Below are 25152 nucleotides of genomic sequence, written 5' to 3' on the forward strand. Positions count from 1 at the left end.
TTGCAGGGCAGGCGCGCGGGGCGTCCGCGACCCTCGATTTTACCTGAATCCCACCCTCGTCAGCGGCCGCTCAGCCGTCCTGCTGAAGCAGCAGCGCCGCGGCCACGTGCCGCCCTTCCTGCGCGAGGATGTTGTAGGTGCGGCAGGCCGCTGCCGTGTCCATGGTCTCGAGGCCTATGCCCCGGTCCACCAGCGGTCGCAGCCAGGCCGGCCGCGGGAAGCGGATGCGATCGCCGCTGCCGAAGATCACCACTTCCGGCGCCAGCTCGGCCAGTCGGGCGAAATGAGCGGGCGTCAGATCCTCGAAGCTTGCCAGGTGCCAGTCCACGCGTTCGCCGCGCGAGCCCAGGATCACGCTGTGGCCGATGCGTTCGGTGCCGACGCTCACCCAGCCCGGGCCATAGCCGCTGATGGCCTGCACGTCGAATCGGTCGGGCTGCAGTTTCATGGGCGGGGAAGGAGGAAGAAGGAGGGGCAATCCGCGGCGGGAGCCCGACGGAACTATGGTCAAATTATAGGTTTTCACCCTTGACGAGCCGCTGCAGGAGGGGCTTTGAAAACCGTCCACAAATCCGCCAAGCTCGCCAACGTCCTCTACGACATTCGCGGCCCCATCATGGATGCGGCGCGGCAGATGGAAGAGGAAGGCCACAAGGTTATCAAGCTCAACATCGGCAACCTCGCGGTGTTCGGCTTCGATGCGCCCGAGGAAATCCAGCAGGACATGATCCGCAACCTGCCGAACTCGGCGGGCTACACGGACAGCAAGGGCATCTTCGCCGCGCGCAAAGCGGTGATGCACTACACGCAGCAGCAGGGCATCGCGGGCGTCGCGCTCGACGACGTCTACCTCGGCAACGGCGCCAGCGAGCTGATCGCGATGGCAACCAACGCCCTGCTCAACGACGGCGACGAACTGTTGCTGCCCTCGCCGGACTATCCGTTGTGGACCGCGGCCACCTCTCTCGGGCGGCACGCCGGTGCACTACCGCTGCGACGAGGCCAACGGCTGGATGCCCGACCTGCAGGACCTGCGCAGCAAGATCACGCCGCGCACCAAGGGCCTCGTGGTCATCAACCCGAACAACCCGACCGGCGCGTTGTACTCCGACGAGCTGCTGCGCGAGCTCGTGGCGATCGCCCGCGAGCACGGCCTTGTGATCCTGGCCGACGAGGTGTACGACAAGGTCCTGTACGACGACGTGAAGCACACGGCGATCGCCAGCCTGTCGCAGGACGTGCTCACGCTCACCTTCAACTCGCTGTCCAAGAGCTATCGCTCGTGCGGCTACCGGGCCGGGTGGCTGGTGGTGTCGGGCGACAAGCGCGCGGCCGCCGACTACATCGAGGGCCTGACCATGCTCTCGAACATGCGCCTGTGCGCCAACGTGCCCGGCCAGTACGCCATCCAGACCGCGCTGGGGGGCTACCAGAGCATCAACGAGCTCGTGGCCGAAGGCGGGCGCCTGCGCCGCCAGCGTGACCTGGCGTACGAGCTGATCACCAGGATCCCCGGCGTGTCGTGCGTGCGCCCGAGGGCCGCGCTCTACATGTTCCCGCGCCTGGACCCGGCGATGTATCCCATCGCCGACGACCGCCAGTTCTTCCTCGAACTGCTGCAGGAGACCCGGGTGATGCTGGTGCAGGGGTCGGGCTTCAACTACCCCGACAACCAGCACTTCCGCATCGTGTTCCTTCCCCACGAGGATGACCTGCGCGAGGCCATCGCGCGCATCGCGCGCTTCCTCGACAACTATCGCAAGCGGTTCTCCAAATGAAAGCCATCCAGGTCGACGTCTGCTCGGCATCGGCACCGTCGGCAGCGGCGTGTTCAACGTCCTGCAGCGCAACCAGCAGGAGATCCAGCGCCGCGCCGGCCGCGGCATCGCCATCGGCATGGTGGCGGACCTCGACACGCAGCGTGCCCGGGCTGTCGTCGGCGACAGCGCCAGGATCGTCAAGGACGCCCGCGAAATCATCGCCAACCCGGACATCGACATCGTTGTCGAGCTGATCGGCGGCTATGGCATCGCCCGCGACCTGATGCTCGAGGCGATCGCGGCGGGCAAGCACGTGGTCACCGCCAACAAGGCGCTGCTGGCCGTGCATGGCACCGAGATCTTCGCGGCGGCGCACCAGCGCGGCGTGATGGTCGGCTTCGAGGCCGCGGTGGCCGGTGGCATCCCCATCATCAAGTCGCTGCGCGAGGGCCTCACCGCGAACCGCATCGAATGGATCGCCGGCATCATCAACGGCACCACGAACTTCATCCTGTCGGAAATGCGGGACAAGGGGCTGGACTTCGACGTGGTGCTCAAGGAGGCGCAGCGCCTGGGCTACGCCGAGGCCGATCCCACGTTCGACATCGAGGGCGTCGATGCCGCGCACAAGGCGACGATCATGAGCGCCATCGCCTTCGGCATCCCCGTGCAGTTCGACAAGGCCTACGTCGAGGGCATCACCAAGCTCGGTGCGCAGGACATCCGCTATGCCGAGCAGCTCGGCTACCGCATCAAGCTGCTGGGCATCACCAAGCGCGTGCCCAAGGGCATCGAACTGCGCGTGCATCCCAGCCTGGTGCCGGCCAAGCGCCTGATCGCCAACGTCGAAGGCGCGATGAATGCCGTGGTGGTGCAGGGCGACGCGGTCGGCACCACGCTGCATTACGGCAAAGGCGCGGGCAGCGAACCCACCGCCAGCGCCGTGATTGCCGACCTGGTCGACATCACCCGCCTGCACACCTCGGATGCGGCGCACCGCGTGCCGCACCTGGCTTTCCAGCCGGACCAGATGAGCGATGCGCCGGTGCTCCCCATGAGCGAGGTCGTCACCAGCTACTACCTGCGGCTTCGCGTAGCCGACCAGGCCGGCGTGCTGGCCAAGGTGACCGGGCTGCTGGCCGAAGCCGGCATCTCGGTCGACGCCATGCTGCAGCGCGAGGCGGGCGAGGGCGAGAAGCAGACCGACCTGATCATCCTCACGCACAGCGTGCGCGAGGGCGCGATGAACGAGGTGCTGGCCAAGATGCAGCAGCTGCCCACCGTGCTCGCGCCCATCGTGCGCATCCGCAAGGAAGAACTCGCCTGAGGCCGCGCTGATGCAGTACCTGTCCACGCGCGGCCATCCCGATCGCCGGCGCTTCTGCGAGATCCTGCTCGAGGGCCTCGCGCCCGATGGCGGCCTCTACCTTCCCGAGTACTACCCGCAGGTCGATGCGGCCACGCTGGCGCGCTGGCGCAAGCTGCCGTACGACGCGCTCGCCTTCGAGATCCTGTCGCTCTACATCGACGACATTCCGCCTGCCGACCTGCGCGCGCTCTGCGCGAGGACGTACACCGCCCAGGTGTTCGGCACGCGGGAGATCGTCCCGCTGAAGAAGCTCGAGGATGGCTTGTTCCTCGAGGGCCTCTCCAATGGCCCCACGCTGGCCTTCAAGGACATGGCCATGCAGCTGCTCGGGCAGCTGTTCGAGTACGAGCTGGCGCGTCGCGGCGAACAGCTGAACATCCTGGGCGCAACCTCCGGCGACACCGGCAGTGCGGCCGAGTACGCGATGCGGGGCAAGAAGGGCATCCGCGTCTTCATGACTTCGCCGCACGGCCGCATGAGCCCATTCCAGCAGGCGCAGATGTTCAGCCTGCAGGACCCGAACATCCACAACCTCGCGATCGAGGGCGTGTTCGACGACTGCCAGGACATCGTGAAGGCGGTGTCGAACGACCTGGACTTCAAGCGTCGCTACCGCATCGGCACGGTCAATTCGATCAACTGGGCGCGCCTGATGGCCCAGGTGGTTTATTACTTCGCCGGCTATTTCCAGGCCACCACCGAGAGCGGGCAGCGCGTGAGCTTCGCCGTGCCCTCGGGCAACTTCGGCAACATCTGCGCCGGCCATGTAGCGCGGATGATGGGCCTGCCGATCGACAAGCTCGTGCTGGCCACCAACGAGAACGACGTGCTCGACGAGTTCTTCCGCACCGGCGTGTACCGCGTGCGCGGCTCCAGCGACACGCACGAAACCTCCAGCCCTTCGATGGACATCAGCAAGGCCAGCAACTTCGAGCGCTTCGTGTTCGACCTGCTCGGCCGCGATGCGGCGCGAACCCGCCAGCTGTTCGACGAGGAGTTGGGCCGCACCGGCCGCTTCGACCTGTCGCGCGATCCCGCTTTCGCGCAGGCCCGCACCCGCTACGGCTTCGCCAGCGGCCGCAGCACCCATGCCGACCGCCTGGCCACCATCCGCGACACCTGGCAACGCCTGCACGTGATGGTCGACACCCACACCGCCGACGGCCTGAAGGTCGCGCGCCAGCACCTGCAGCCCGGCGTGCCCATGGTGGTGCTGGAGACGGCACTGCCGGTGAAGTTCGCCGGCACCATCGTCGAGGCGCTCGGGCGCGAACCGCAGCGCCCGGCGGCATTCGACGGCATCGAGCTGCTGCCCAAGCGCGTCACCGTGCTGCCGGCCGATGCAGCGAAGGTGAAGTCGTACATCGCCGCGCACTGCGCATGAAAGTCGTCGGTTTCGCCGGCTACTCCGGTTCGGGCAAGACCACGCTAATCGAGCGCCTCATCCCGGCGCTGAAAGCGCGCGGCCTGCGCGTGTCGATCGTCAAGCATGCCCACCACGCATTCGACATCGACCATCCCGGCAAGGACACCTTCCGGCATCGCGAAGCCGGCGCGTTCGAGGTGGTGGTGGCGTCCAGCAGGCGCCTGGCCCTGATGCGCGAGTTCGAACAGCAGGCGCAGCTGTCGGTGCACCAGCTGATCGCCGAGCTCTACGACGGCGTCGACTGGGTGCTCGTCGAAGGCTTCAAGAGCAGCAACCTGCTCAAGGTCGAGGTGTGGCGCGCACAGTCCGGCGAACAGGTGCGCTATCCGGACGATGATTTCGTCGTCGCCATCGCCACCGACCAGCCCGCGCTCCCGCAGGAGACCCTGCGTCCGGTGCTGGACCTGAACGACCCGGCTGCCGTGGCGGCATGGCTGGTCGACAATGGTGAGCGATTCGAGTACCACCCGGAGTACTACGCGTGAGCTCCCGCCCGCCTCTTCGCCCGCTCGACGACGCCATGGCCGACCTGCTCGCCCGGGCGCGCCCGCTGGCGGGCGCGGAGGAGGTCGCCACGTACGAGGCCGACGCCCGCGTGCTGGCCGAGGACCTGGTCTCGCCGCTGCAGGTCCCGCCGCAGGACAACAGCTCGATGGATGGCTACGCGGTGCGCAGCGCCGAGATCGCCGACGAGGGCGTGGTGCTGCCCGTCAGCCAGCGCATCGCCGCGGGCCAGGCGGGCACACCATTGCAGCCTGGTACGGTGGCGCGCATCTTCACCGGGGCCCCGGTCCCGCAAGGTGCCGACGCCATCGTGATGCAGGAGGACGTCGAGGCCGCTGGCGACGACGTGCGCATCCTGCGCGTGCCCGATGCGGGCCAATGGATCCGCCGCAGCGGCGAGGACGTGCAGCGCGGTGCAGTGATCCTGCAGCGCGGCCACCGGCTCGGTCCGGCATCCTGCGGCTTGGCCGCCGGCATCGGTCGCGATCGCGTGCGGGTGGCGCCGCGACCGAAGGTCGCGCTGTTCTCCACCGGCGACGAACTCGTGATGCCGGGCACCGTGCCGCCCGAGCAGATGCAGCCCGGTGCCATCTACAACTCCAACCGCTTCTTCCTGCGCCAGCTGCTGGTGCGCTGCGGCTGCGAGGTCAGCGACCTGGGCATCGTGCCGGACCAGCGCGAGGCAACCGTGGCTGCGTTGCGCAGCGCCGCTTCGGCCCATGACCTGATCCTCACCAGCGGCGGCGTGTCGGTCGGCGAGGAGGACCACATCAAGCCCGCGGTGCAGCAGCTCGGCTCGCTGGACCTGTGGCAGATCGCGATGAAGCCCGGCAAGCCCTTCGCATACGGCACCGTGGGGGATGCGCACTTCATCGGCCTGCCCGGCAATCCGGTCTCCAGCTTCGTCACCTTCCTGCTGCTGGTGCGCCCGTTCCTGCTGCAGCTGCAGGGCGCCAGCCAACTGCAGCCGGTGGCCATCCGCTTGCCGGCGCACTTCGACTGGAAGCGGCCCGACAAGCGCCGCGAGTTCCTGCGCGTGCGGCGCGATGCCGGAGGCGGGCTCGAGTTGTTCCAGAACCAGAGCTCCGGCGTGCTGACGTCCACCGTGTGGGCAGACGGCCTGGTCGACGTCCCGGCCGGACAGACGATCGCGCGCGGCGACCTCGTGCGCTTCCTGCCCCTCGCGGAGTTGCTCGCATGAAGGTGCAACTGCGTTACTTCGCCTCCGTGCGCGAGGCGGTCGGTCGCGGCAGCGAAGAGCACGAGACGCGGGCCGCCACGCTGCGCCAGTTGCGCGACGAGCTGGCCGGGCAGGGCGCGCCCTACGCGGAGGCGCTGGCCGGCCGTGCCGTGCGCATGGCGCTCGACCAGGTGATGGTGCAGGACGACGCGCCCCTGCATGACGGCTGCGAGGTCGCCTTCTTCCCGCCGGTCACCGGGGGCTGAGATGGCGGTTCGCGTCAGCATCCAGCAGGCCGACTTCGACGTCGGCGCCGAACTCGCGCGACTGCGTGAGGAGGATCACCGCGTGGGTGCCGTGTGCAGTTTTGTCGGCACGGTGCGGGCGGCCGGCAAGCCCGGTGACGCACCGATCCTGGACATGGAGCTCGAGCACTATCCGGGCATGACCGAGCGTGCGATCGAGGCGATGGTCGACGAGGCGCATCGCCGCTTCGACATCTTCGGCGCCCGCGTCATCCATCGCATCGGGCTGCTGCGGCCCGGCGAGCAGATCGTGCTGGTCGCGGTCACGTCGGCCCACCGGGGCCAGAGCTTCCAGGCCTGCGAGTTCCTGATGGACTACCTGAAGACGCAGGCGCCGTTCTGGAAGAAGGAGCGCACGCCGCAGGGCGAGCACTGGGTCGATGCGCGCAGCAGCGACGACGAGGCCCTGGCGCGCTGGGGCATCCAGGCGGGCAACGCGTCCTAGGCCCTGCTGGATTCGGCGCCAGGCGGCACGAAGGCGGCCCGCGCATGGTCTTCCAGCTCGCCCGTCAGCAGCTGCAGCAGCTCGATCAGCTGCTGTTGCTGCGCGCGATCCAGCGGCGCCATCAGGCGCCGGTAGGCCTTCTCCGCCGGCGCACCGGCCTGGTCCAGCAGCGCAGTGCCTGTGGCAGTGAGCGTGACCGACACGTTGCGACGGCCCTCGTCCAGCTGCCGGACCACCAGGCCGCGCGCCTCAAGGCCGCGCAGCACGCGCAACACGGTCACCTTGTCGAAGCCCAGCGCACGAGCCAGGCTCGACTGGCCGAGGCCCGGGTGCGCGCTCAGCACGGTGAGCACGCCGAACTGCGCCGGCGTGAGTTGCAGGCTGCGGCATTCGTCCTCGAACACGGCGGCCGAGATCTGGTGCGCGCGGCGCAGCAGGAAGCCCGGGCGGGCATAGAGGCGGGCCAGGGCGGCGGGGCGTTTCGGTGCGGGCAAGACGGGTGGCTCGGCTAGGGAATCCATGGATTGTGCATAACGGAAGGTTCACTGATGATCGTTAGCATGCAAACAGATGGCAAGTTTTCCGTCCGCCGCCGCGATGCGCTCGCCGCGCTGGGCGGCCTGGCGGCCCTGACGTCGCCGTTCGCGATGGCCCAGCAGTCGGCTGAAGGCCAGCCGTTGCGCCTGATCGTGCCGTTCACGCCGGGCACGGGCATCGACATCATTGCCCGCACCGTAGGCCCCAGGCTCGGCCAGCGGCTGGGCCGTCCCGTCGTGGTCGACAACCGTGCCGGCGCGTCCGGCAACATCGGCACCGAAGCCGTCGTCCGCGCCGCTCCCAACGGCAGCACGCTGCTCGTCAGCGTGAACACGCTGGTGATGAACCGCAGCCTCTACCCCAAGCTGCCGTTCGATCCGGTCAAGGACCTGGTGCCGGTGTCGCTCACCAGCTGGGGGCAGCTGCTGCTGGTCACCAATCCTTCCACCGGCTGGCACACGGCCGCCGACCTGCTGCGCGACGCCAAGGCGCGGCCCGGCCGCATCAACTACGCCAGCCCCGGCGTCGGCACGCCGCACCACCTGTCGATGGAGCTGTTCAAGTCCGTCAACGGCGTGTTCCTCACGCACATCCCGTACCGCGGCACGTCGACCGCGGTCACCGACCTGCTGGGCGGCCAGGTCGACCTGATGTTCCTGCCGATCCACGTCGCGCTTCCGCACATCAAGGCCGGCAAGCTCGTCGCGCTGGGCATAGGCAGCGACAAGCGCCATCCGCTCCTGCCGCAGGTGCCCACGCTGGCCGAAGCGAAGGCCGGCAACATCAACGTGGCCATGTGGTACGGCATCTTCGCGCCGCCCGGCACGCAGCCCGACCAGGTCACGCACCTGAACCACGAGCTGAAGGACATCCTCGCGCTGCCCGAGGTGCGCACCGCGTTCGAGACGCAGGGCATGGACCCGGCCAGCAGCACGCCGGAGGAATTCCGGCAGCTGGTCGCGCGCGATGCGGACCGCTGGGCCAGCCTGATCAAGGCCCAGGGCATCACGGCGGACTGAACGCATGCCACGCATTGCCATTGCCGGCGGCGGCATCGGCGGGCTGGCGCTTGCGCTGGACCTGCACCAGCGCGGCATCGCCTGCGACGTCTACGAAGCCGTTCCCCAGGTGCGCGAGGTCGGTGTCGGCATCACGCTGCTGCCGCATGCCATGCGCGAACTCGCCTCGCTGGGCCTGCAGCAACGCATCGTGGCCGAGGGCATCGAGAACCTCGAGAGCGTGTTCTTCAACCGCTGGGGCCAGTTCATCTACCGCGAGGCGCGCGGCCGCCATGCGGGCTATCCGCTGCCCGAGATCGGCATCCACCGCGGCAAGCTGCACCGGATCCTGTTCGAGGCCGTGCGCGAGCGGCTCGGTGAAGCGGCGCTGCATCTCGACCATCGCGCCGTGGCCACGCAGGAGGATGCGAGCGGCGTCACGCTGCACCTGCAGGACAGCACGGGCCGGAACCTGGATCCCGTGAGGGTCGATGCCGTGATCGCCTGCGATGGCGTGAACTCCGCCCTGCGGCGGCAGTTCTATCCCGACGAGCAGCTCGCATTTGCCGGCATCAACACCTGGCGTGGCGTGACCGTGAGGCCGCCGATCCTCACCGGCAAGAGCTACCTGCGCATCGGCTCGATCGAGACCGGCAAGATGGTGATCTACCCGATCGTGGACAACGTCGACGGGCAGGGCAACCAGCTGGTGAACTGGGTCGCCGAGATCCAGCGTCCCGGCGCGGCGATGAACGACTGGAACAAGCCCGGCGCCGCGCAGGACGTGGCGACGCTGTTCGCCGACTGGCGCTTCGACTGGCTCGACGTCCCGGCGCTGATCCGGGGCGCGTCGCAGGTCTTCGAGTACCCGATGGTCGACAAGGACCCGGTGCCGCGCTGGACCTTCGGTCGCGTGACGCTGCTGGGCGATGCGGCGCACCCGATGTACCCGCGCGGCTCCAACGGCTCGGCGCAGGCGCTGATCGATGCGCGCGTCCTGGCCGACGAACTGTCGCGCGCCGAACCTGCCGCCGCGCTGGCGGCCTACGAAGCGCAGCGCCTCGCGCCCACCGCGCGCATCGTGCAGACCAACCGCACGGTGCCGCCGGACTTCATCATCATGAAGGCCGACGCGCTCAGTGGCGGCAAGCCGTTCCCGGGGACCGTCGACGACCTGATCAGCCAGGACGAACTGCGCCAGATCTCCGACGAGTACAAGCGCGTGGCGGGCTTCGCGCTGGAGACGCAGGCGCGCAGCTGAAGCGCGGTCAGTTGAGGTAACGGGGGCGCGGCCGGCTTCGCCGGGCTCGCCCTCGATGACCGCCGCCGGCGTGGCGAACGGTTCGCGCCATTGGGCGTGGGTCAGCGCACGTTCCAGCAGGTGCAGCAGGCCCTGCATCAGCCGCGCATCCAGCTCCAGCTGGAAGCCGCGCGGCTTGTCCCCGCCGCCGACCGAGGCGCGCTCGTTCAGCGACAGCCGCGTGCGGCCGCCCGGCAGCGGGGTCGCATCGACATCCGTCACCAGCAGCGGCTCGGTGCCCAGCGGCAGGGTGGCCTGGTCCTTGTACGGCGTGTCGAAGTCGGCGCGCTGCAGGAACTCCTCCTTGCGGAACTCGGCCAGCATGCGGCGCAGTTCCTCGTCCGCCCCGTCGAGCGCGCTGCCCGCGGCCTCGATCTTGAGCAGCTGTTCGGTCTGCAGCCGGCTGATCAGCGGCCACAGGCCCAGCATCAGGCGTCGCGTGAGCCACAGGCGCATCTCTTGCCCGCTGGTGCTGCTCACGCGCAGCAGCAAGCGGTCCTGTTCGGCCTGGTAACTCACCGAGAGCTGGTGGATCTGCATGCGCGGCATTCTAGACAGCCCCCTGCAGCGATCCCGGGAGGTTTTGACCCTTGAAAAGCAGGGGCCAAGCCTAAGCTGGGATGCATCGGAGATAAGTCCATGCGACTCGACAAGCTCACCACCAAGTTCCAGGAAGCGCTGGGCGAGGCCCAGACCCTCGCGCTCGCCAACGACCACGCCTACATCGAACCCGAGCACCTGCTCGTGGCCATGCTGCGCCAGGAAGACGGCCCGCGCGCGCTGCTGCAGCGCGCCGGCGTCAACGTGCCCGGCCTGCTGGCTGCCGCCGAGGCTGCGATGCACAAACGACCGCAGGTGCAGGGCCAGGAGCAGGTGCAGGTCGGCCGCGATCTCGTGGCACTGCTGCAGGCCGCCGAGAAGGAAGGCCTCAAGCGGGGTGACGAGTACATCGCCAGCGAGCTGTTCCTGCTGGCCGTGGCCGACACCAAGCAGGACATCGGCCGCATCGCGCGCGAGAACGGCCTCACGCGCAAGTCGTTCGAAGCCGCGATCGACGCCGTGCGCGGCGGCCAGAAGGTCGACAGCGCGGAGGCTGAAGGCCAGCGCGAGGCGCTGAAGAAGTACACCATCGACCTCACCGAGCGCGCGCGCAACGGCAAGCTCGACCCGGTCATCGGCCGCGACGAGGAGATCCGCCGCGCCATCCAGGTGCTGCAGCGGCGCACCAAGAACAACCCGGTGCTGATCGGCGAACCCGGCGTCGGCAAGACCGCCATCGTCGAGGGCCTGGCCCAGCGCATCGTCGCGGGCGAGGTCCCCGAGACGCTGAAGAACAAGCGCGTGCTGTCGCTCGACATGGCCGCGCTGCTCGCGGGCGCCAAGTACCGCGGCGAATTCGAGGAGCGGCTGAAGAACGTGCTCACCGAGCTGGCCAAGGACGAGGGCCAGACCATCGTCTTCATCGACGAGCTGCACACCATGGTGGGCGCCGGCAAGGCCGAGGGAGCGATGGACGCGGGCAACATGCTCAAGCCGGCGCTGGCGCGTGGCGAGCTGCACTGCGTCGGCGCGACCACGCTCGACGAGTACCGCAAGTACATCGAGAAGGACGCCGCGCTGGAGCGCCGCTTCCAGAAGATCCTGGTCGGCGAGCCCAGCGTGGAAGCCACCATCGCCATCCTGCGCGGCCTGCAGGAGAAGTACGAGGCGCACCACGGCGTCGACATCACCGACCCGGCCATCGTGGCCGCGGCCGAGCTCTCGCACCGCTACATCACCGACCGCTTCCTGCCCGACAAGGCCATCGACCTGATCGACGAGGCGGCCTCCAAGATCAAGATCGAGATCGACTCCAAGCCGGAGGCGATCGATCGGCTCGACCGCCGCATGATCCAGCTGCAGATCGAGCGCGAGGCGATGAAGAAGGAAACCGACGAGGCCTCCCGCAAGCGCCTGGACCTGATCGAGGACGAGATCGGCAAGCTGCGCAAGGAGATCGCCGACCTCGAGGAGATCTGGAAGTCGGAGAAGGCCACCGCGCTGGGCAGCGCCCAGATCCGCGAGGAGGTCGACCGCGTGAAGTTCCAGATCGAGGAATACAAGCGCAAGGCCGACTTCAACAAGGTGGCCGAGCTGCAGTACGGCAGGCTGCCCGAGCTGGAGAAGAAGCTCAAGGACGCGCAGGCGCAGGAGAGCGGCAAGGCCAAGACCGGCAAGCCGCAGCTGCTGCGCACGCAGGTCGGCGCCGAGGAGATCGCCGAAGTCGTGGCACGTGCTACCGGCATCCCGGTCTCCAAGCTGATGCAGGGCGAGCGCGACAAGCTGCTGCACATGGAAGACCGCCTGCACCAGCGGGTGGTGGGGCAGGACGAGGCGATCAGCGCGGTGGCCAATGCCATCCGCCGCTCGCGCTCGGGCCTGTCGGATCCGAACCGGCCGACCGGCTCGTTCCTGTTCCTCGGCCCGACCGGTGTTGGCAAGACCGAGCTGTGCAAGGCGCTCGCGAACTTCCTGTTCGACAGCGAGGAGCACCTGATCCGCGTCGACATGAGCGAGTTCATGGAGAAGCACTCGGTGGCCCGCCTGATCGGCGCGCCGCCGGGCTACGTGGGCTACGAGGAGGGCGGCTACCTCACGGAAGCCGTGCGCCGCAAGCCCTACAGCGTGATCCTGCTCGATGAGGTCGAGAAGGCGCACCACGACGTGTTCAACGTGCTGCTGCAGGTGCTGGACGATGGCCGCCTCACCGACGGCCAGGGCCGCACCGTGGACTTCAAGAACACGGTCATCGTGATGACCAGCAACATCGGCTCTCACATGATCCAGGCGATGGTGGGCAAGCCGTACGAGGACGTGAAGGAAGCGGTCTGGGACGAGCTGAAGACGCACTTCCGGCCCGAGTTCCTGAACCGCATCGACGAGACGGTGGTGTTCCACGGCCTGGACGCCAAGCACATCGCGCGCATCGCCGGCATCCAGCTCAAGGTGCTGGAGCAGCGGCTCGCGAAGATGGACCTCAAGCTGGAGGTGTCGCCGGCGGCGCTGGAGGAACTCGCCAAGGTCGGCTTCGACCCGGTGTTCGGTGCCCGGCCGCTCAAGCGCGCCATCCAGCAGCGCATCGAGAACCCGCTGTCGAAGCTGATCCTCGAAGGGCTGTTCCCGCCCAAGAGCGTCATTCCGGTGGAGGTCGATCCGGTGCGCGAGCCTGGCGTGTTCCACTTCGGTGGCGCCCGCATGCAGGCCGAGCCAGCGACCGCCTGAAGCGCGGCGCTCCTACAACGCACGGGCCCATGCTCTGCCAGCATGGGCCCGTCGTCCTTCTGGAGTGCCGGTGCCGAGCCCGACCCGCAGCCGCGCGACGGCCGCCGATCGCGCGGCCGCTGGCGCGCATTCGATGCTGCGCGTCACGCATGGCGAGCGCATCGTCGACCCGAGCACCGGCCTCACCAAGCTCGACCTGGTCCGCTACTACGCTGAGGTGTCGCCATGGGCCCTGCCGTTCCTGCGCGGGCGCCCGGTCTACATTCGCCGTGCCCCGCAGGGCATCGACGCACCGATGGTCTTCCAGCAGCACACGCTGGACATGAAGAACCTCAAGGGCATGGATCCGGCGCTGTGGCCCGGGCACGATCCCGCCATCTCGATCGAGACTGCGGAGGACCTGGCCAACGTGGCCCAGCTCGATGCGGTGGAGCTGCACACCTGGAACAGCACGGCGGCCGCCATCGCCCAGCCGGACCGGCTGGTGTTCGACCTCGATCCCGGTGACGACGTCGACTGGCCGCGCATGCGCGAGGCCGCGCTGCTGGTGCGCACGATGCTGCAGGAGCTCGGGCTGCAGGGCTGGCTGAAGACCACCGGCGGCAAGGGACTGCACGTGTACGTGCCGCTGCGGCCCGAGTTCGGGTACCCCGTCGCCAAGGCGTTCACCGAAGCCGTGGTGCGGCACCTGGCCACCACGCTGCCACAGGTGTTCGTGGCCAAGTCCGGGCCGCGCAACCGCAAGGGCCGGGTGTTCGTCGACTACCTGCGCAACGGTTGGGTGCAGTCGACGGCCGAAGCCTTCTCGGCGCGCGCACGGCCGGGCCTGGGCGTGGCGATGCCGGTCGCCTGGGAGCAGCTGGACGACGTGACGCATGGGGCGCACTGGACCATCACCGACGCGACCGCCTACCTCCGCAAGCGCCGGCGCGATCCCTGGGCCAAGTACTGGACCACGCCGCAATCCCTGCCGGCGGCCATGCGCCGCCTGGGTTGGAAGCCGGCACAGGCCTGAACCAGCCCCCGAGTGCCGGCAGAATCCGGCATCCCGATGCCCGATGCACGAAGGAGCCGCCATGTTCCAGGCCCTGGTCCTCGACAAGTCTCCCGACTTCAGCGCTGCCGTCCGCGACGTCGACGACAGCTTCCTGCCCGAAGGCGACGTCACGCTCGAGGTGCACGCGTCCACGCTGAACTACAAGGACGCCCTCGCGATCACCAACAAGTCGCCGGTCGTGCGCAGCTGGCCGATGGTGGCGGGCATCGACGGCGCGGGCACCGTGGTCGAGAGCACGTCGCCCCTGTGGAAGGTCGGCGATGAGGTGATCCTCAACGGCTTCGGCGTGGGCGAGACGCACAAGGGATGCCTCGCCGGCAAGGCGCGCCTGCGCGGCGAGTGGCTGGTGCGCCGGCCCTCGGCGTTCAGTGCGAAGCAGGCGATGGCCATCGGCACGGCCGGCTACACCGCGATGCTGTGCGTGCTGGCCCTCGAGCGGCACGGCCTGCGACCCGGCGCCGGCGAGGTGCTGGTCACCGGCGCCACGGGCGGCGTCGGGTCGATCGCGGTGGCGCTGCTTGCGGCGCTCGGCCATCGCGTGGCGGCCGCCACCGGCAAGGCGGCCGAAGGCGATTACCTGCGCACGCTCGGTGCGTCGACGATCATCGACCGCGCGGAACTCGCCGCGCCCGGCAAGCCGCTGCAGAAGGAGCGCTGGGCCGGCGTGGTCGATGCGGTGGGCAGCCACACGCTCGCCAATGCCTGCGCGCAGACGCGCTATGGCGGCGCCGTCGCCGCTTGCGGACTCGCACAAGGCATGGACCTTCCGGCGTCCGTCGCACCTTTCATCCTGCGCGGCGTGAGCCTGCTGGGCATCGACAGCGTGATGGCGCCGATGCCGCTGCGGCAGGAGGCCTGGTCCCGGCTGGCGCGTGACCTCGACCCGCGCAAGCTCGATGCGGTCACCACCGAGATCGGCCTGCAGGAGGCGATCGCGCAGGCGCAGCGGCTCATGGCCGGCCAGGTGCGCGGCCGGATCGTGGTGCGCACCCGCGACTGAGGGCGTTGCGCCCCGTTGCTGGCGTCAGTGCGGACCGGACAGGATCGGTGCGGCGACCGCAGGCGCGGTGCTCTTGTAGACCGCGGTGCCGACCGTCAGCATCGCGAACGCCAGGGTCGCGGCGACCAGTCCCCAGGGCCACGTGGCTTCGAAGCGCGTGGGACGCGATGCGACCAGTGCCGCGTCGGCGGCGCGCCGGGCCGCCAGTGCCCGCACCCACAGGTCATAGCTCTCGCGCCGCTGCGGATGCGAGAGCACCGCGTAGGCCTCGTTGATCTGCACCATGCGCTGCTGCGCGGCAGCATCGCCGTGGCTGCGGTCGGGATGGTGGCGCTGCGCGGCACGGCGGTAGGCCGTGCGCAGGGCTTCGACCGTCGCGTCATGGGCAACACCGAGGATCTCGTAGTGCGTGGGGTGGGGAGCGTGGCTCATCAAGCGGTCGCGTTGCTCCTGAAAGTGTAGCTTCGGGCCTGCGCGCGGCCAAGTCTCGCGGTCCTCCGTCAAGCGAGAGGGATGCGGCCATGCAACACCGCGATGCAGCCGCGGACCGCGGCACGTCGATTGCCGAAGGGGAGGAACGCCTCGACAACACCCCTTGACGCATGCCTCGCCCGTTCACGCCCGACGACCTCAACCTGCACCGCAAGGTGACCACGCTCGACTGCGTGCCCGGCGTGCCGATCGCCGCCGCCTGCGTGCGATCGGTCGATGCGTGCGAGGACCGCTACACCTCCGCGATCTGGCTGGTGCCGCTGGTGGACGGCAAGCCGCGGCAGATGACGCAAGGGCCGTGGCTGGACCAGTCGCCGCGCTGGTCGCCCGATGGCCAGCAACTCGCTTTCCTCTCGCCGAGGACGGGGTCCGTCCAGGTGCACCTGCTCTCGATCGCGGGTGGCGAGGCGCGGCCCTGCGGCGCGCTCGAGGGTGGCGTGACGTCCTTGCAATGGAACCCCGACGGCGCCAGCGTGCTTGTCACGTCGGCCGTCACGGTCGATCCCGACCTGCACGGACGCCCCGGCGTGCCGGCGGTCGGGCGCGGGCCGAAGACGCCGGAGGTCGCATGGAAGCTGCCGTACAAGTCGGACGGCATCGGCTACCTGCTCGGGCGCGAGATCCACCTGTTCCGGCTGGAGCTGGCGAGCGGCAGGCACCGGCAGTTGACCCGCGGCAACTTCGACGTGCTGGGCTTTGCGCCGTCCCCGGACGGGCAGCGCATCGCGCTGTGCCGCACGCGCGGAGGGCGGTTCGCGCACCGGACCGATCTCTGGGTCTGCGACGCGCAAGGAGGTGCCATGCGACAGCTCACGCACGACCTCGCCACCGTGCTGCAGCCCGTGTGGTCGCCCGATGGACGCCGGATCGCGTTCGCTGGCGCGCCGGAGGAGGGCGGCGCGCGCAACGGCCTTTACGTGATCGAGGCGCAGTCGGGCCGCCTGCAGCGGCTGGGCGGCGAGGATCTCGAGGTTGCGGACAGCGAATCGCTGCGGTGGTGCGACGACGGGCGCGGCCTCGTGTTCGTGCGCGCCCACCGAGGATGCCATCACGTGTGCCGCATCGCGCCTGAAGGCGGCGAGTTGCGCACCGTGCTGGCGGGCGATCGCCAGTTCGGCGCCTTCGCCACCGACGGCGACCACCTGGTGGCCAGCATCGAGCATCCCTCGCTGCCCAGCGAGGTCTGGGCCAGCGATGCGGCGGGCCGGGACGAGCGCCGCTTGACTCGCCTCAACGCGTGGTGGGACGAGTGCACGCCGGTGGGTGCGGAGCGCCGCGCTTTCGAAGTGCCCGACGGTGGCGGCGGCACCGAGCGCATCGAGGGCTGGCTGCTGCGTTCGGCCGCGTCGAAGGCGCCCGCGCCGCTGCTCAACGACGTGCATGGCGGACCCGCCAGCTATGCGCTGCTGGACTTCGACACCAACGTGTTCTGGCAGGTGCTCTGTGCACGGGGCTGGACGGTGCTCGCCCTGAATGCGTGCGGCTCGGCGAGCTTCGGCCGCGAGTTCTGCGACCGGCTTGCCGGGCACTGGGGCGAGGCGGACCTGCCGCAGCACGTGGCGGCGGTCCGCCAGCTGCAGCACGAGGGCACGTGCGACCACCGCGTGGCCATCTCGGGCAAGTCGTACGGCGGCTTCCTCAGCGCCTGGGCCGTCGGCCACTGCGACGTCTTCCGCGCGGCCGTGGTGATGGCGCCGGTCGGCAACATCGAGACGCACTACGGCACGTCCGACGGCGGCTACTACGCCGATCCGCTCTACGTCGACAGCGCACCGACCTTCGACCGCGAGCGGGCACGCGCGCTCTCGCCGCTGCAGTCGATCGAGCGATCGACGACGCCGGTGCTGTTCCTGCAGGGCAAGGACGACGAGCGCTGCCCCAAGTGCCAGTCGGAGGAGATGTTCGTCAGCCTGATGCGGGCGGGCGACACGCCCACCGAGCTGGTGCTCTATCCGGGCGAGGACCACCATTTTCTCGGCGAAGGCGCCCCCTCGTGCCGGCGCGATTCGGCACGGCGCATCGTGGCGTGGGTCGAGCGGTTCACGCGCGATGGCGCAGGTGATGCGCGGAAACTGCACGAGGGGGCCGGCACCGCGTCGGTGCTGTAGGAGAAAACCCGATGGCGCGGAACCCGGCACCGAGCCCGGCCGTGGAGCTCTTAAGATGCCCGCTCCTCATGGGAACGCACATGAAGAGCGCCAGAGCAGCTACCCTTGCCACGTTGCTGGCAGCGCTGGAGGCGGCGCACGCCCAGTCCGTGCAGGTGGCAGCGAATGCGCGGCACCTGGCCGACCTCACGCTCGAGCAGCTCGGGAGCATCGAGGTGACCGCGGTCTCCGGCCGCGCGGAGCCGTTGAAGGACGCAGCCGCTTCCGTGTTCGTGATCACCCGGCAGGACATCGTGCGTGCCGGCGCGGTCAGCCTTCCCGAGGCGCTGCGCCTCGCGCCCACGCTGCAGGTCGCGCAGACCAGCGCCGGGCAGTGGGCGATCAGCGCGCGCGGCTTCCAGGACGCGATCTCCAACAAGCTGCTGGTCATGGTGGACGGCCGGACCATCTATTCGAGCCTGTTCGCCGGCGTGTTCTGGGACGCGAACGACGTGCTGCTGGATGACGTCGAGCGCATCGAGGTGGTCAGCGGCCCCGGCGGCACGCTGTGGGGCGCCAATGCGGTGAACGGCGTGATCAACATCCTCACTCGCAGCGCCGCGGACACGCAGGGCGGCCTGCTGAAGGCGGCGCGGTCCGGACGCGGCGGACGCGAGGCGGCACGCTGGGGCACGCGCCTCGGCGACGACACGCATGTGCGGTTCTATGCGCTGGCTGTCGACCGGGGCAATACCCAAACCGCTGCAGGCACCGCCCTGCACGACGACGCCGTGCGTGACCAGCTCGGATTCCGCTCGGACTGGGCGCAGGGCGTGTCCGCGTTCACGCTGCAGGGCGACGCCTACCATGGCGGCGAGCAGCCCTCCAGCAACCAGGCGCCCGCGCTGCGCGGCGGCAACCTGCTGGGCCGCTGGAGCAGCCAGTTCGCCGATGGCTCGGCGTACAAGGTGCAGGCCTACTACGACCTCGCGGACCGCAACGACACCACCCTGTTCCGCAACAAGGCCACCACGCAGGACGTGCAGTTCACGCACGAGGCCAAGGTGCCGGTCGGGCAGCTGCTCTGGGGCGCCGGCCACCGCACCACGCGCGACGTCAACCAGCCGACCGCGCTGGTCCTGTTCTCCCCGGGCGAGCGCAGCCTGTCGTGGACCAACCTGTTCGCGCAGTACCAGGGCATGGTGGGTTCGCAGCTGCAGCCCACCATCGGCCTCAAGCTCGAGCGCAACAGCTACACAGGGCTGGAGCTGTTGCCCAACCTGCGGCTCGCCTGGCTGCATTCGATGCAGGCGACCACGTGGGCCTCCCTGTCGCGGGTCGTGCGCGCGCCGTCGCGCATCGACCGCGACTTCTACTTTCCGGGGCAACCACCATTCGTCATCGCCGGCGGGCCGAACTTCCAGGGCGAGAAGGCCAACGTGGTCGAGATCGGGCATCGGGGGCAGCCATCCACGGCCCTCAACTATTCGGTGACGGTGTTCCGGCAGAACTTCCAGGGCCTGCGTGCGGGCGTGCCGGGGCAGGTGCCGAACACGGTGGAGAACCTCATCGACGGTCCGGTCGACGGCATCGAGGCGTGGGCGCAATGGCAGGTCACCAGCGCGTGGCGGCTGGTCGCCGGCTATGTCGGGCTGCACCAGCGCCTGCGGTATGTCGGTGGCCTCAGCCCGTCGACGACGTCGTTCCCGGGGCTGGGCAACGATCCGTCGCACCAGTGGTCGTTGCGCTCCAGCCTGAACCTCGGGCCGCGCACCGACCTCGACCTGATGGCGCGCCGGGTCGGTGCGCTGCCTTCGCCTGCCGTTCCGGCCTACACGGCGGTGGACGCGAGTCTCGCGTTCCAGGCCACGCCGTCGCTGCGGCTGGCTGTCCTGGGTCGCAACCTGTTCGATCCCCGGCACATCGAATTCGGGCCGCCCGCCATCGCGAGCCAGTTCGGGCGCCTGTGGATGCTGCAGGCCACCTGGCGCCTGCAGTGAGGCGGATGCCAGCCACGCAGCGCTCACGCATCCCGGCAAGCCGGCTCAGGCTGGCGGCCGCGTGCCTCCTCGGCTGGCTGGCGGTGCTTGCGCTGTGCGCGCAGGCGCAGCCCGTCACCGAGAGCGCCGTGAAGGCGGCCTTCCTCTACAAGTTCACTGCCTTCGTCGAGTGGCCGCCCGGCACGTTCCAGCGCGGCGAGGACGTGCTCGTGATCGGGGTGCTCGGCAACGATGCGGTCGCCACCGACCTCGAGCAGGTGGTCGCCGGACGTGGGGTCGACGGCCATGCGATCGACGTGCGGCGCCTGCGCGATGGCGACACGCTGCGCGGGCTGCACGTGCTGTTCATCGGCGAGGGGCGCGAGACGAGGGTGCGCGAGCTGGTCCAGGCGACGCCCGGTCCGGTGCTGGTGGTCACCGAACAGGACGCCGGGCTGCGGCTCGGGTCGGTGCTCAATTTCGTCAACGATGGTGGCAGGGTGCGGTTCGCAGCCTCGCTCACTGCGGCCGAGGCACGCGGCCTGCGGCTCAGCGCGCGGCTGCTGGCCGTCGCGCAGTCGGTGGAGGGTCGCGCACGGTGAGGCCTTTCACGCGCGGGTCCATCCGCCGCAAGCTCAACGCCATCCTGGTGGCGGCCACCCTCACGGCGCTGCTGCTCACCTCGCTGGCGGTGTTCGTGCTCGACCTGCGGCGCGACCTGGCCGACACCAAGCAGGACCTGATGACGCAGGCCGACGTGATCGCGCTGGCCAGCGGCCCGGCCCTCGCATTCAAGGACCCGCGCGTCGCGTCGGAGAACCTTGCCATGCTGCGCGCCAAGGACAGCGTGCGCGCGGCGGCGGTCTACGACGAGAGGGGCGCGCTGTTCGCCAGCTTCGTGCCGGACCCGGAGAGCGGCGAGGTCCCGGCGCGCGCCGCGGCGCCGGGCGTGCAGGTGCGTGGCGACTGGGCCGTGGCCTGGCGCCCCGTGGTCGTCAACCGCGAGCGCGTCGGTACGGTCTACCTGCAGCTGCACCACGAACGGCTGCGCCACGCGCTGACCACGGTGGGCGTCCTGGTCGCGATCATGTGCGCGAGCCTGGCGGCGGCCTTGCTGCTGTCCAACCGCCTGCAGAAGGCGGTGACCGAGCCGATCGTGGAAGTGGCCGGGGTGGCCGGCAAGATCCTGCGGGGCGACACGGGCGACCGGGCGCGGCGGCGCAGCGACGACGAGGTGGGCGAGCTGGTCGACGCCTTCAATGCGATGCTCGACGAACTGGACCGCCGCTCGCGCACGCTGGAGTCGGCCAACGACGCGCTGCGCACCAGCGAGCAGCGTTACCAGCTCGCCGTGCGCGGCTCCAGCGCGGGCCTGTGGGACTGGGACATCCCGGCGCACTCGATGTTCGTCTCGCCGCGCTTCAAGGCGCTGCTCGGGTATGGCGGGAGCGAACTGGCCGATCGTCCCGATGCGATGGATCGCATCCTGCACCCCGACGACCTGCCGCTGGTGCGCCAGGCCATCCAGGCCCACCTGCGCGAACGGGTGCCGTACCAGGTGGAATGCCGGCTGCGCGATGCGAACGGGCGCTGGCGCTGGTTCTTCGTCGCCGGCGCCGCGCTCTGGGATGCGCAAGGCAGGCCGTACCGGATGGCGGGCTCGGTGGTCGAGGTCACCGAGCGCAAGGAGGCCGAGCGCGAACTGCAGGAGGCCAGCCGGGCCAAGGACGAATTCATCGCCACGCTGGCGCACGAGCTGCGCAATCCGCTCGCGCCGATCCGCACGGGCCTGGACATCCTGAAGCGCGACACGGCCAACGGTCCGGCCTCGCAACGCGCGCGTGCCACGATGGAGCGGCAGCTCGCGCACATGATCCGGCTCATCGACGACCTGCTGGACATCTCGCGCATCAGCAGCGGCAAGATCCGCCTGGACGTCTCGCGCATCCGGCTGCACCCGGTGGTGGACACCGCGCTGGAGGTCAGCCGGCCTGCCGTCACGGCCTCCGGCCATTCGCTCGAAGTGGACCTGCCCGCCGAGGACATCGAGGTGATGGGCGACCCGACGCGGCTCGCGCAGGCACTGGGCAACCTCCTGAACAACGCCGCCAAGTACACGCCGCCGCGCGGCCGCCTCGCCTTGCGCCTGCGGCGCGAGGGCGAGTGGGCGGTGTTCGAGGTCGAAGACAACGGTGAGGGCATTCCCGCGGAGATGCTCGAGACCATCTTCTCGCTCTTCACGCAGGTGCGCAGCACGCTCGACCGGGCGCAAGGCGGGCTGGGCATCGGGCTGTACCTGGTTCGCAGCCTGGTCGAACTGCACGGGGGCAGCATCAGCGCCTCCAGCGGCGGGCCGGCGCGCGGCAGCACGTTCACGCTGCGACTCCCATGCCTGCCGGCGGAGGCCGCGCCTGCGCGCATCGAGGCTGCGCCTGCCGGGGAACTCGTCGAGGACGATCTGAGGATCCTGGTGGTGGACGACAACGTGGACGCGGCCGACACGCTCGCCCTGATGCTCGGCATGGAAGGCTGCAGCACGCACACGGTCCACGATGGCGTGCAGGCCCTGCAGGCCGCCCGCCAGTTCGAGCCGGACGTGGTGCTGCTGGACATCGGCCTGCCTGGCCTGAATGGCTACGAGGTGGCCGAGCGCTTGCGCCGCGACGCGCGGTTTGCCGACACGGTGCTGATCGCCATCACGGGCTGGGGTGCCGAGCAGGACCGCCGCCGCGCGCAGCAGGCGGGCTTCGACCACCACCTCACCAAGCCCGTCGACGTCGACGTGCTGCGTCCGCTGCTGCGGCGTGGGCGCGGGTGCGAGCTCGGCTGACGACCTTCAGTCGAGGGCCGCGGCGAGCCGCTCCACGAACGGCCACTGGCTGGGCAGCATCTTCGCGCGGGCGGCCGGCACGCTGAACCAGCCCACCTTGTCGACCTCCGGGAAGGAACGCACCTGGCCGGAACGCGGCGGCCACTCCATCTCGAAATGGTTGGACCGCAGCTGCTCCGGTGCGAAGTCGCCCGCGACCGCCCAGGCCAGCACGCGCTTGCCTCCCTTCTGCACCACTTCGCCGAGCGATGCATAGGGACCCGGCGGGTCGATGCCGATCTCCTCGGCGAACTCGCGCCGCGCGCCCGCGAGCGGGTCTTCGCCCGGCGCCAGTTCGCCCTTGGGCAGCATCCACGCACCGTCGTCCTTGCGCGCCCAGTAAGGCCCGCCGGGGTGGGCCAGCAGCACCTCCAGGCCGTCGGGACCATGGCGGTACATGAGCAGCCCGGCGCTGGTCATGCGCGGCGCGGCTGGAAGTGCCGGGGCGGCTGGCCCATCGCGGCCTTGAACATCGCGCTGAACGCGCTTTCGCTGGCGTAGCCGGTGGCCGCGGCCACCTGGCCGACCGGCACGCCGTTGGCCAGCATGGGCAGCGCATGGGCCAAGACCGCCTGAAGTCGCCATTGCTGGTAGCCGGTGCCCAGCTCGGAGCGGAACAGGCGGGCCATGGTGCGCTCGCTGGCGCCGACGTCGGCGGCCCACGCTCCGAGGCTTGCCCGTTCGCCGGGCGCGCGCAGCACCGCTTCGCACAGCGCCCGCAGGCGCTTGTCGCCGCCGCTGGCCGGCAGGGGCACGCCCAGGGGCTGGGTCTGGGCGCGCTGCATCTCGTCGAGCACCAGCGCCGACAGCAGCCGCTCGCGCGCGGCGTCGCGGCAGCCATCGAGCGCCTCGATCAGTTCGCGCAGCAGCGGCGAGACCATCAGCACGCGGCAGCCGGTCCAGCCGGGCGGCGTGACGCTGGCGTGCAGGTACAGGGTGCGGAATTCCGCATGCTCCAGCACGTGCACCGCATGGCGCGCGCCGGGCTCGATCCAGACCGCGCGCGAGGGCGGCACGATGTAGGTGACCTCGTCCGCGACCTCCTGGGCGGCCATCACCTGCAACACGCCGCGTGCGCAGAACGCGAGCTGCGCGAACGCGTGGCGGTGCGGATCGAAGTGCGTGTCGGCGGGCAGGCTGCGGATGCGCAGCCGCACCGGATGCGCGACGGTGGGCTCGAAGCTGGACATCTCGCCCAGCGCGACGGACCTCGGGGCAGGGCGGCGGCGCATCGCCGCATTCTGGCGGAAATTCGGGGATGGCTGGCGTTCCGTCGCATTCCGGAAAGAAGGGCCGCTGGGTAGCATCGCGCCATGACCACCGCCGCCCCTGCCGCCCCGGCCCGCAGTTTCCGAGACGATGCCCAGGTGATCGGCCTCGTGGGACTCGCCCACATGATCAGCCACTTCAGCCAGCTCCTGCTGGCACCGCTGTTCCCGTGGCTCAGGGACGCGTTCCAGGCCAGCTACACGCAGCTGGGTTTCCTCATGACGGTGTTCTTCGTCACCTCGTGCGCGGTGCAGGCCGCATCGGGCTTTCTCGTCGATCGGCATGGTCCGCGGCCGGTGCTGTTCGGTGGCCTGGCCCTCGTGGGACTGGCTGCATTCGGCTTCGCGTCGTCGACAAGCTACTGGTCGCTGGCGGCGTGGGCGCTCGTCGCGGGCCTCGGCAACGGCGTGTTCCATCCGGTCGACTACACGCTGCTCAATCGCAAGGTGAGCACGCCGCGGCTGGGCCATGCGTACAGCGTGCATGGCATCACCGGCAGCCTTGGCTGGGCGCTGGCGCCGGCGCTGCTGGTCCCGGTGGCCATCGCCTCCAGCTGGCGCGTGGCACTCGCCTGCGCCGGCGCGCTGGCGTGGCTCGTGCTGCTGGTGCTGTGGTTCAACCGCTCTCGGCTCACGTTGCCGACGGCGGCGAAGTCCGGGGGCGCCCACGCAAGCCCGGAGGCCACGTTCGAGTTCCTGCGCATCCCGTCGGTCTGGATGTGCTTTGCGTTCTTCTTCGTCTATGCCGTGGTGCTGAGCGTGATCCAGGCCTTCGCCCCCGAGGCCGCGCGGCAGCTGCACGCAGTGCCGGTGGCGCTGACCGCCCTGTGCCTGACCGTGTACATGGTGTGCAGCGCGGGTGGCATGGTGCTGGGCGGCTTCCTCGCCGCCGATCCGGCGCGCTGCGAGCGCGTGGTCGGCCTGGGCTTCGGCGCCGCGGCGCTGGTGGCGCTGGCGATCGGCCTCGCGCCATTGCCGGCGCTGGCGGTGCCGGCGATGTTCGGGGTGATGGGGTTCGCCAGCGGCCTCGCGGGTCCCTCGCGCGACCTGCTGGTGAAGCGCTCGACGCCCGAGAACGCCAGCGGCCGCGTCTACGGCATCGTCTACGCCGGCCTGGACATCGGCCAGGCCGCGTCGCCGCTGGTGTTCGGCCGGCTGATGGACCACGGGCAGTACACCGGCGTGTGGATCGGGCTGGTGGCCGCGCAGCTGCTGCTGATCACCAGTGCCTTCAACGTGCGGCGCGCCCGCCGCACGACGCTCGCCCCGGCCTGAGCGCGCGCGGCGTCTCCGCTCGCGACCTGCTGGGCCGCGG

21 protein-coding genes and 2 pseudogenes are annotated in these 25152 nt (G+C 69.9%); 18 read left to right on the forward strand and 5 right to left on the reverse strand.

What is annotated here, in order from left to right:
• Positions 1–70: 70 nt before the first annotated feature.
• Positions 71–448, reverse strand: coding sequence for an Mth938-like domain-containing protein (locus ACPWT1_RS14410; protein WP_427911849.1), 378 nt, complete (start codon positions 446–448; stop codon positions 71–73).
• A 105-nt stretch (positions 449–553) separates the two neighbouring features.
• Here ACPWT1_RS14410 and ACPWT1_RS14415 point away from each other — a divergent pair.
• The 7 genes and pseudogenes from ACPWT1_RS14415 (at position 554) to ACPWT1_RS14445 (ending at position 6989) form a co-directional block, all read left to right on the forward strand.
• A pseudogene (locus tag ACPWT1_RS14415) lies at positions 554–1778 on the forward strand (pyridoxal phosphate-dependent aminotransferase).
• Positions 1775–3087: pseudogene (locus tag ACPWT1_RS14420) on the forward strand (homoserine dehydrogenase). Before ACPWT1_RS14415 ends, ACPWT1_RS14420 begins: the two co-directional pseudogenes overlap by 4 nt.
• Positions 3088–3097: 10 nt before the next feature.
• A complete protein-coding gene (gene thrC / locus ACPWT1_RS14425) occupies positions 3098–4513 on the forward strand; it encodes a threonine synthase (RefSeq protein ID WP_427911850.1) in 1416 nt (471 codons plus the stop codon).
• Positions 4510–5040, forward strand: coding sequence for a molybdopterin-guanine dinucleotide biosynthesis protein B (gene mobB / locus ACPWT1_RS14430; RefSeq protein ID WP_427911851.1), 531 nt, complete (start codon positions 4510–4512; stop codon positions 5038–5040). Before thrC ends, mobB begins: the two co-directional genes overlap by 4 nt.
• Positions 5037–6260 carry a molybdopterin molybdotransferase MoeA gene (locus ACPWT1_RS14435; RefSeq protein WP_427911852.1) on the forward strand — a complete coding sequence of 408 codons (1224 nt, stop codon included), beginning with the start codon at positions 5037–5039 and terminating at the stop codon, positions 6258–6260. Before mobB ends, ACPWT1_RS14435 begins: the two co-directional genes overlap by 4 nt.
• Positions 6257–6505 (forward strand): molybdopterin converting factor subunit 1, encoded by a 249-nt coding sequence (moaD, locus tag ACPWT1_RS14440; RefSeq protein ID WP_427911853.1) that lies wholly within the window; start codon positions 6257–6259, stop codon positions 6503–6505. The genes ACPWT1_RS14435 and moaD overlap by 4 nt, the downstream gene beginning before the upstream one ends.
• A gap of 1 nt (position 6506) precedes the next feature.
• Positions 6507–6989: a molybdenum cofactor biosynthesis protein MoaE gene (locus ACPWT1_RS14445; RefSeq protein WP_427911854.1), complete on the forward strand. Its 483-nt coding sequence runs from the start codon at positions 6507–6509 to the stop codon at positions 6987–6989.
• On the opposite strand, the gene ACPWT1_RS14450 is transcribed toward ACPWT1_RS14445, so the two are convergent.
• Entirely contained in the window at positions 6986–7510 is a 525-nt protein-coding gene (locus ACPWT1_RS14450) for a MarR family winged helix-turn-helix transcriptional regulator (RefSeq protein WP_427911855.1), read from the reverse strand. The two genes, ACPWT1_RS14445 and ACPWT1_RS14450, sit on opposite strands and share 4 nt — an antisense overlap.
• A 39-nt stretch (positions 7511–7549) precedes the next feature.
• On the opposite strand from ACPWT1_RS14450, the gene ACPWT1_RS14455 reads away from it, so the two are divergent.
• From ACPWT1_RS14455 to ACPWT1_RS14480, 6 genes are all read left to right on the forward strand, one after another.
• Entirely contained in the window at positions 7550–8545 is a 996-nt protein-coding gene (locus ACPWT1_RS14455; protein WP_427911856.1) for a tripartite tricarboxylate transporter substrate binding protein, read from the forward strand.
• A 4-nt stretch (positions 8546–8549) separates the two neighbouring features.
• Complete coding sequence (locus ACPWT1_RS14460) at positions 8550–9785, forward strand: flavin-dependent oxidoreductase (RefSeq protein WP_427911857.1); 1236 nt, start codon at positions 8550–8552, stop codon at positions 9783–9785.
• A 96-nt stretch (positions 9786–9881) separates the two neighbouring features.
• A complete protein-coding gene (locus ACPWT1_RS14465; protein WP_427911858.1) occupies positions 9882–10418 on the forward strand; it encodes a hypothetical protein in 537 nt (178 codons plus the stop codon).
• 45 nt (positions 10419–10463) lie between these two features.
• The gene (clpB, locus tag ACPWT1_RS14470) at positions 10464–13085 is read left to right on the forward strand and encodes an ATP-dependent chaperone ClpB (protein WP_427911859.1); all 2622 of its coding nucleotides are present in this window, start codon (positions 10464–10466) and stop codon (positions 13083–13085) included.
• Positions 13086–13155: 70 nt separating this feature from the next.
• A complete protein-coding gene (gene ligD, locus ACPWT1_RS14475) occupies positions 13156–14100 on the forward strand; it encodes a non-homologous end-joining DNA ligase (RefSeq protein WP_427911860.1) in 945 nt (314 codons plus the stop codon).
• A gap of 61 nt (positions 14101–14161) precedes the next feature.
• A complete protein-coding gene (locus ACPWT1_RS14480; RefSeq protein WP_427911861.1) occupies positions 14162–15142 on the forward strand; it encodes an MDR family oxidoreductase in 981 nt (326 codons plus the stop codon).
• Between the two features lie 24 nt (positions 15143–15166).
• Here ACPWT1_RS14480 and ACPWT1_RS14485 read toward each other — a convergent pair whose 3' ends face one another.
• Complete coding sequence (locus ACPWT1_RS14485; RefSeq protein WP_427911862.1) at positions 15167–15574, reverse strand: J domain-containing protein; 408 nt, start codon at positions 15572–15574, stop codon at positions 15167–15169.
• 170 nt (positions 15575–15744) lie between these two features.
• Between ACPWT1_RS14485 and ACPWT1_RS14490 the strand changes: the two genes are divergently transcribed.
• The 4 genes from ACPWT1_RS14490 to ACPWT1_RS14505 all read left to right on the forward strand — a co-directional run bounded on the left by ACPWT1_RS14490 (position 15745) and on the right by ACPWT1_RS14505 (position 22530).
• The gene (locus ACPWT1_RS14490; RefSeq protein WP_427911863.1) at positions 15745–17742 is read left to right on the forward strand and encodes a S9 family peptidase; all 1998 of its coding nucleotides are present in this window, start codon (positions 15745–15747) and stop codon (positions 17740–17742) included.
• An 80-nt stretch (positions 17743–17822) separates the two neighbouring features.
• A complete protein-coding gene (locus ACPWT1_RS14495; protein ID WP_427911864.1) occupies positions 17823–19721 on the forward strand; it encodes a TonB-dependent receptor plug domain-containing protein in 1899 nt (632 codons plus the stop codon).
• Positions 19722–19726: 5 nt separating this feature from the next.
• Positions 19727–20302 (forward strand): YfiR family protein, encoded by a 576-nt coding sequence (locus ACPWT1_RS14500; RefSeq protein ID WP_427911865.1) that lies wholly within the window; start codon positions 19727–19729, stop codon positions 20300–20302.
• Positions 20299–22530, forward strand: coding sequence for an ATP-binding protein (locus ACPWT1_RS14505; protein ID WP_427911866.1), 2232 nt, complete (start codon positions 20299–20301; stop codon positions 22528–22530). The genes ACPWT1_RS14500 and ACPWT1_RS14505 overlap by 4 nt, the downstream gene beginning before the upstream one ends.
• A 6-nt stretch (positions 22531–22536) precedes the next feature.
• Here ACPWT1_RS14505 and ACPWT1_RS14510 read toward each other — a convergent pair whose 3' ends face one another.
• The gene (locus tag ACPWT1_RS14510) at positions 22537–22989 is read right to left on the reverse strand and encodes an NUDIX domain-containing protein (RefSeq protein ID WP_427911867.1); all 453 of its coding nucleotides are present in this window, start codon (positions 22987–22989) and stop codon (positions 22537–22539) included.
• On the reverse strand, positions 22986–23801 hold the full coding sequence (locus ACPWT1_RS14515) for an AraC family transcriptional regulator (RefSeq protein ID WP_427911868.1): 816 nt from the start codon (positions 23799–23801) through the stop codon (positions 22986–22988). The genes ACPWT1_RS14510 and ACPWT1_RS14515 overlap by 4 nt, the downstream gene beginning before the upstream one ends.
• 81 nt (positions 23802–23882) lie before the next feature.
• Here ACPWT1_RS14515 and ACPWT1_RS14520 point away from each other — a divergent pair, with 81 nt between their 5' ends.
• Positions 23883–25112 carry an MFS transporter gene (locus ACPWT1_RS14520; protein WP_427911869.1) on the forward strand — a complete coding sequence of 410 codons (1230 nt, stop codon included), beginning with the start codon at positions 23883–23885 and terminating at the stop codon, positions 25110–25112.
• The last annotated feature ends 40 nt before the right edge of the window (positions 25113–25152 follow it).

Source organism: Ramlibacter sp. MMS24-I3-19, assembly GCF_050320135.1.
Lineage (GTDB): Bacteria > Pseudomonadota > Gammaproteobacteria > Burkholderiales > Burkholderiaceae_C > Ramlibacter.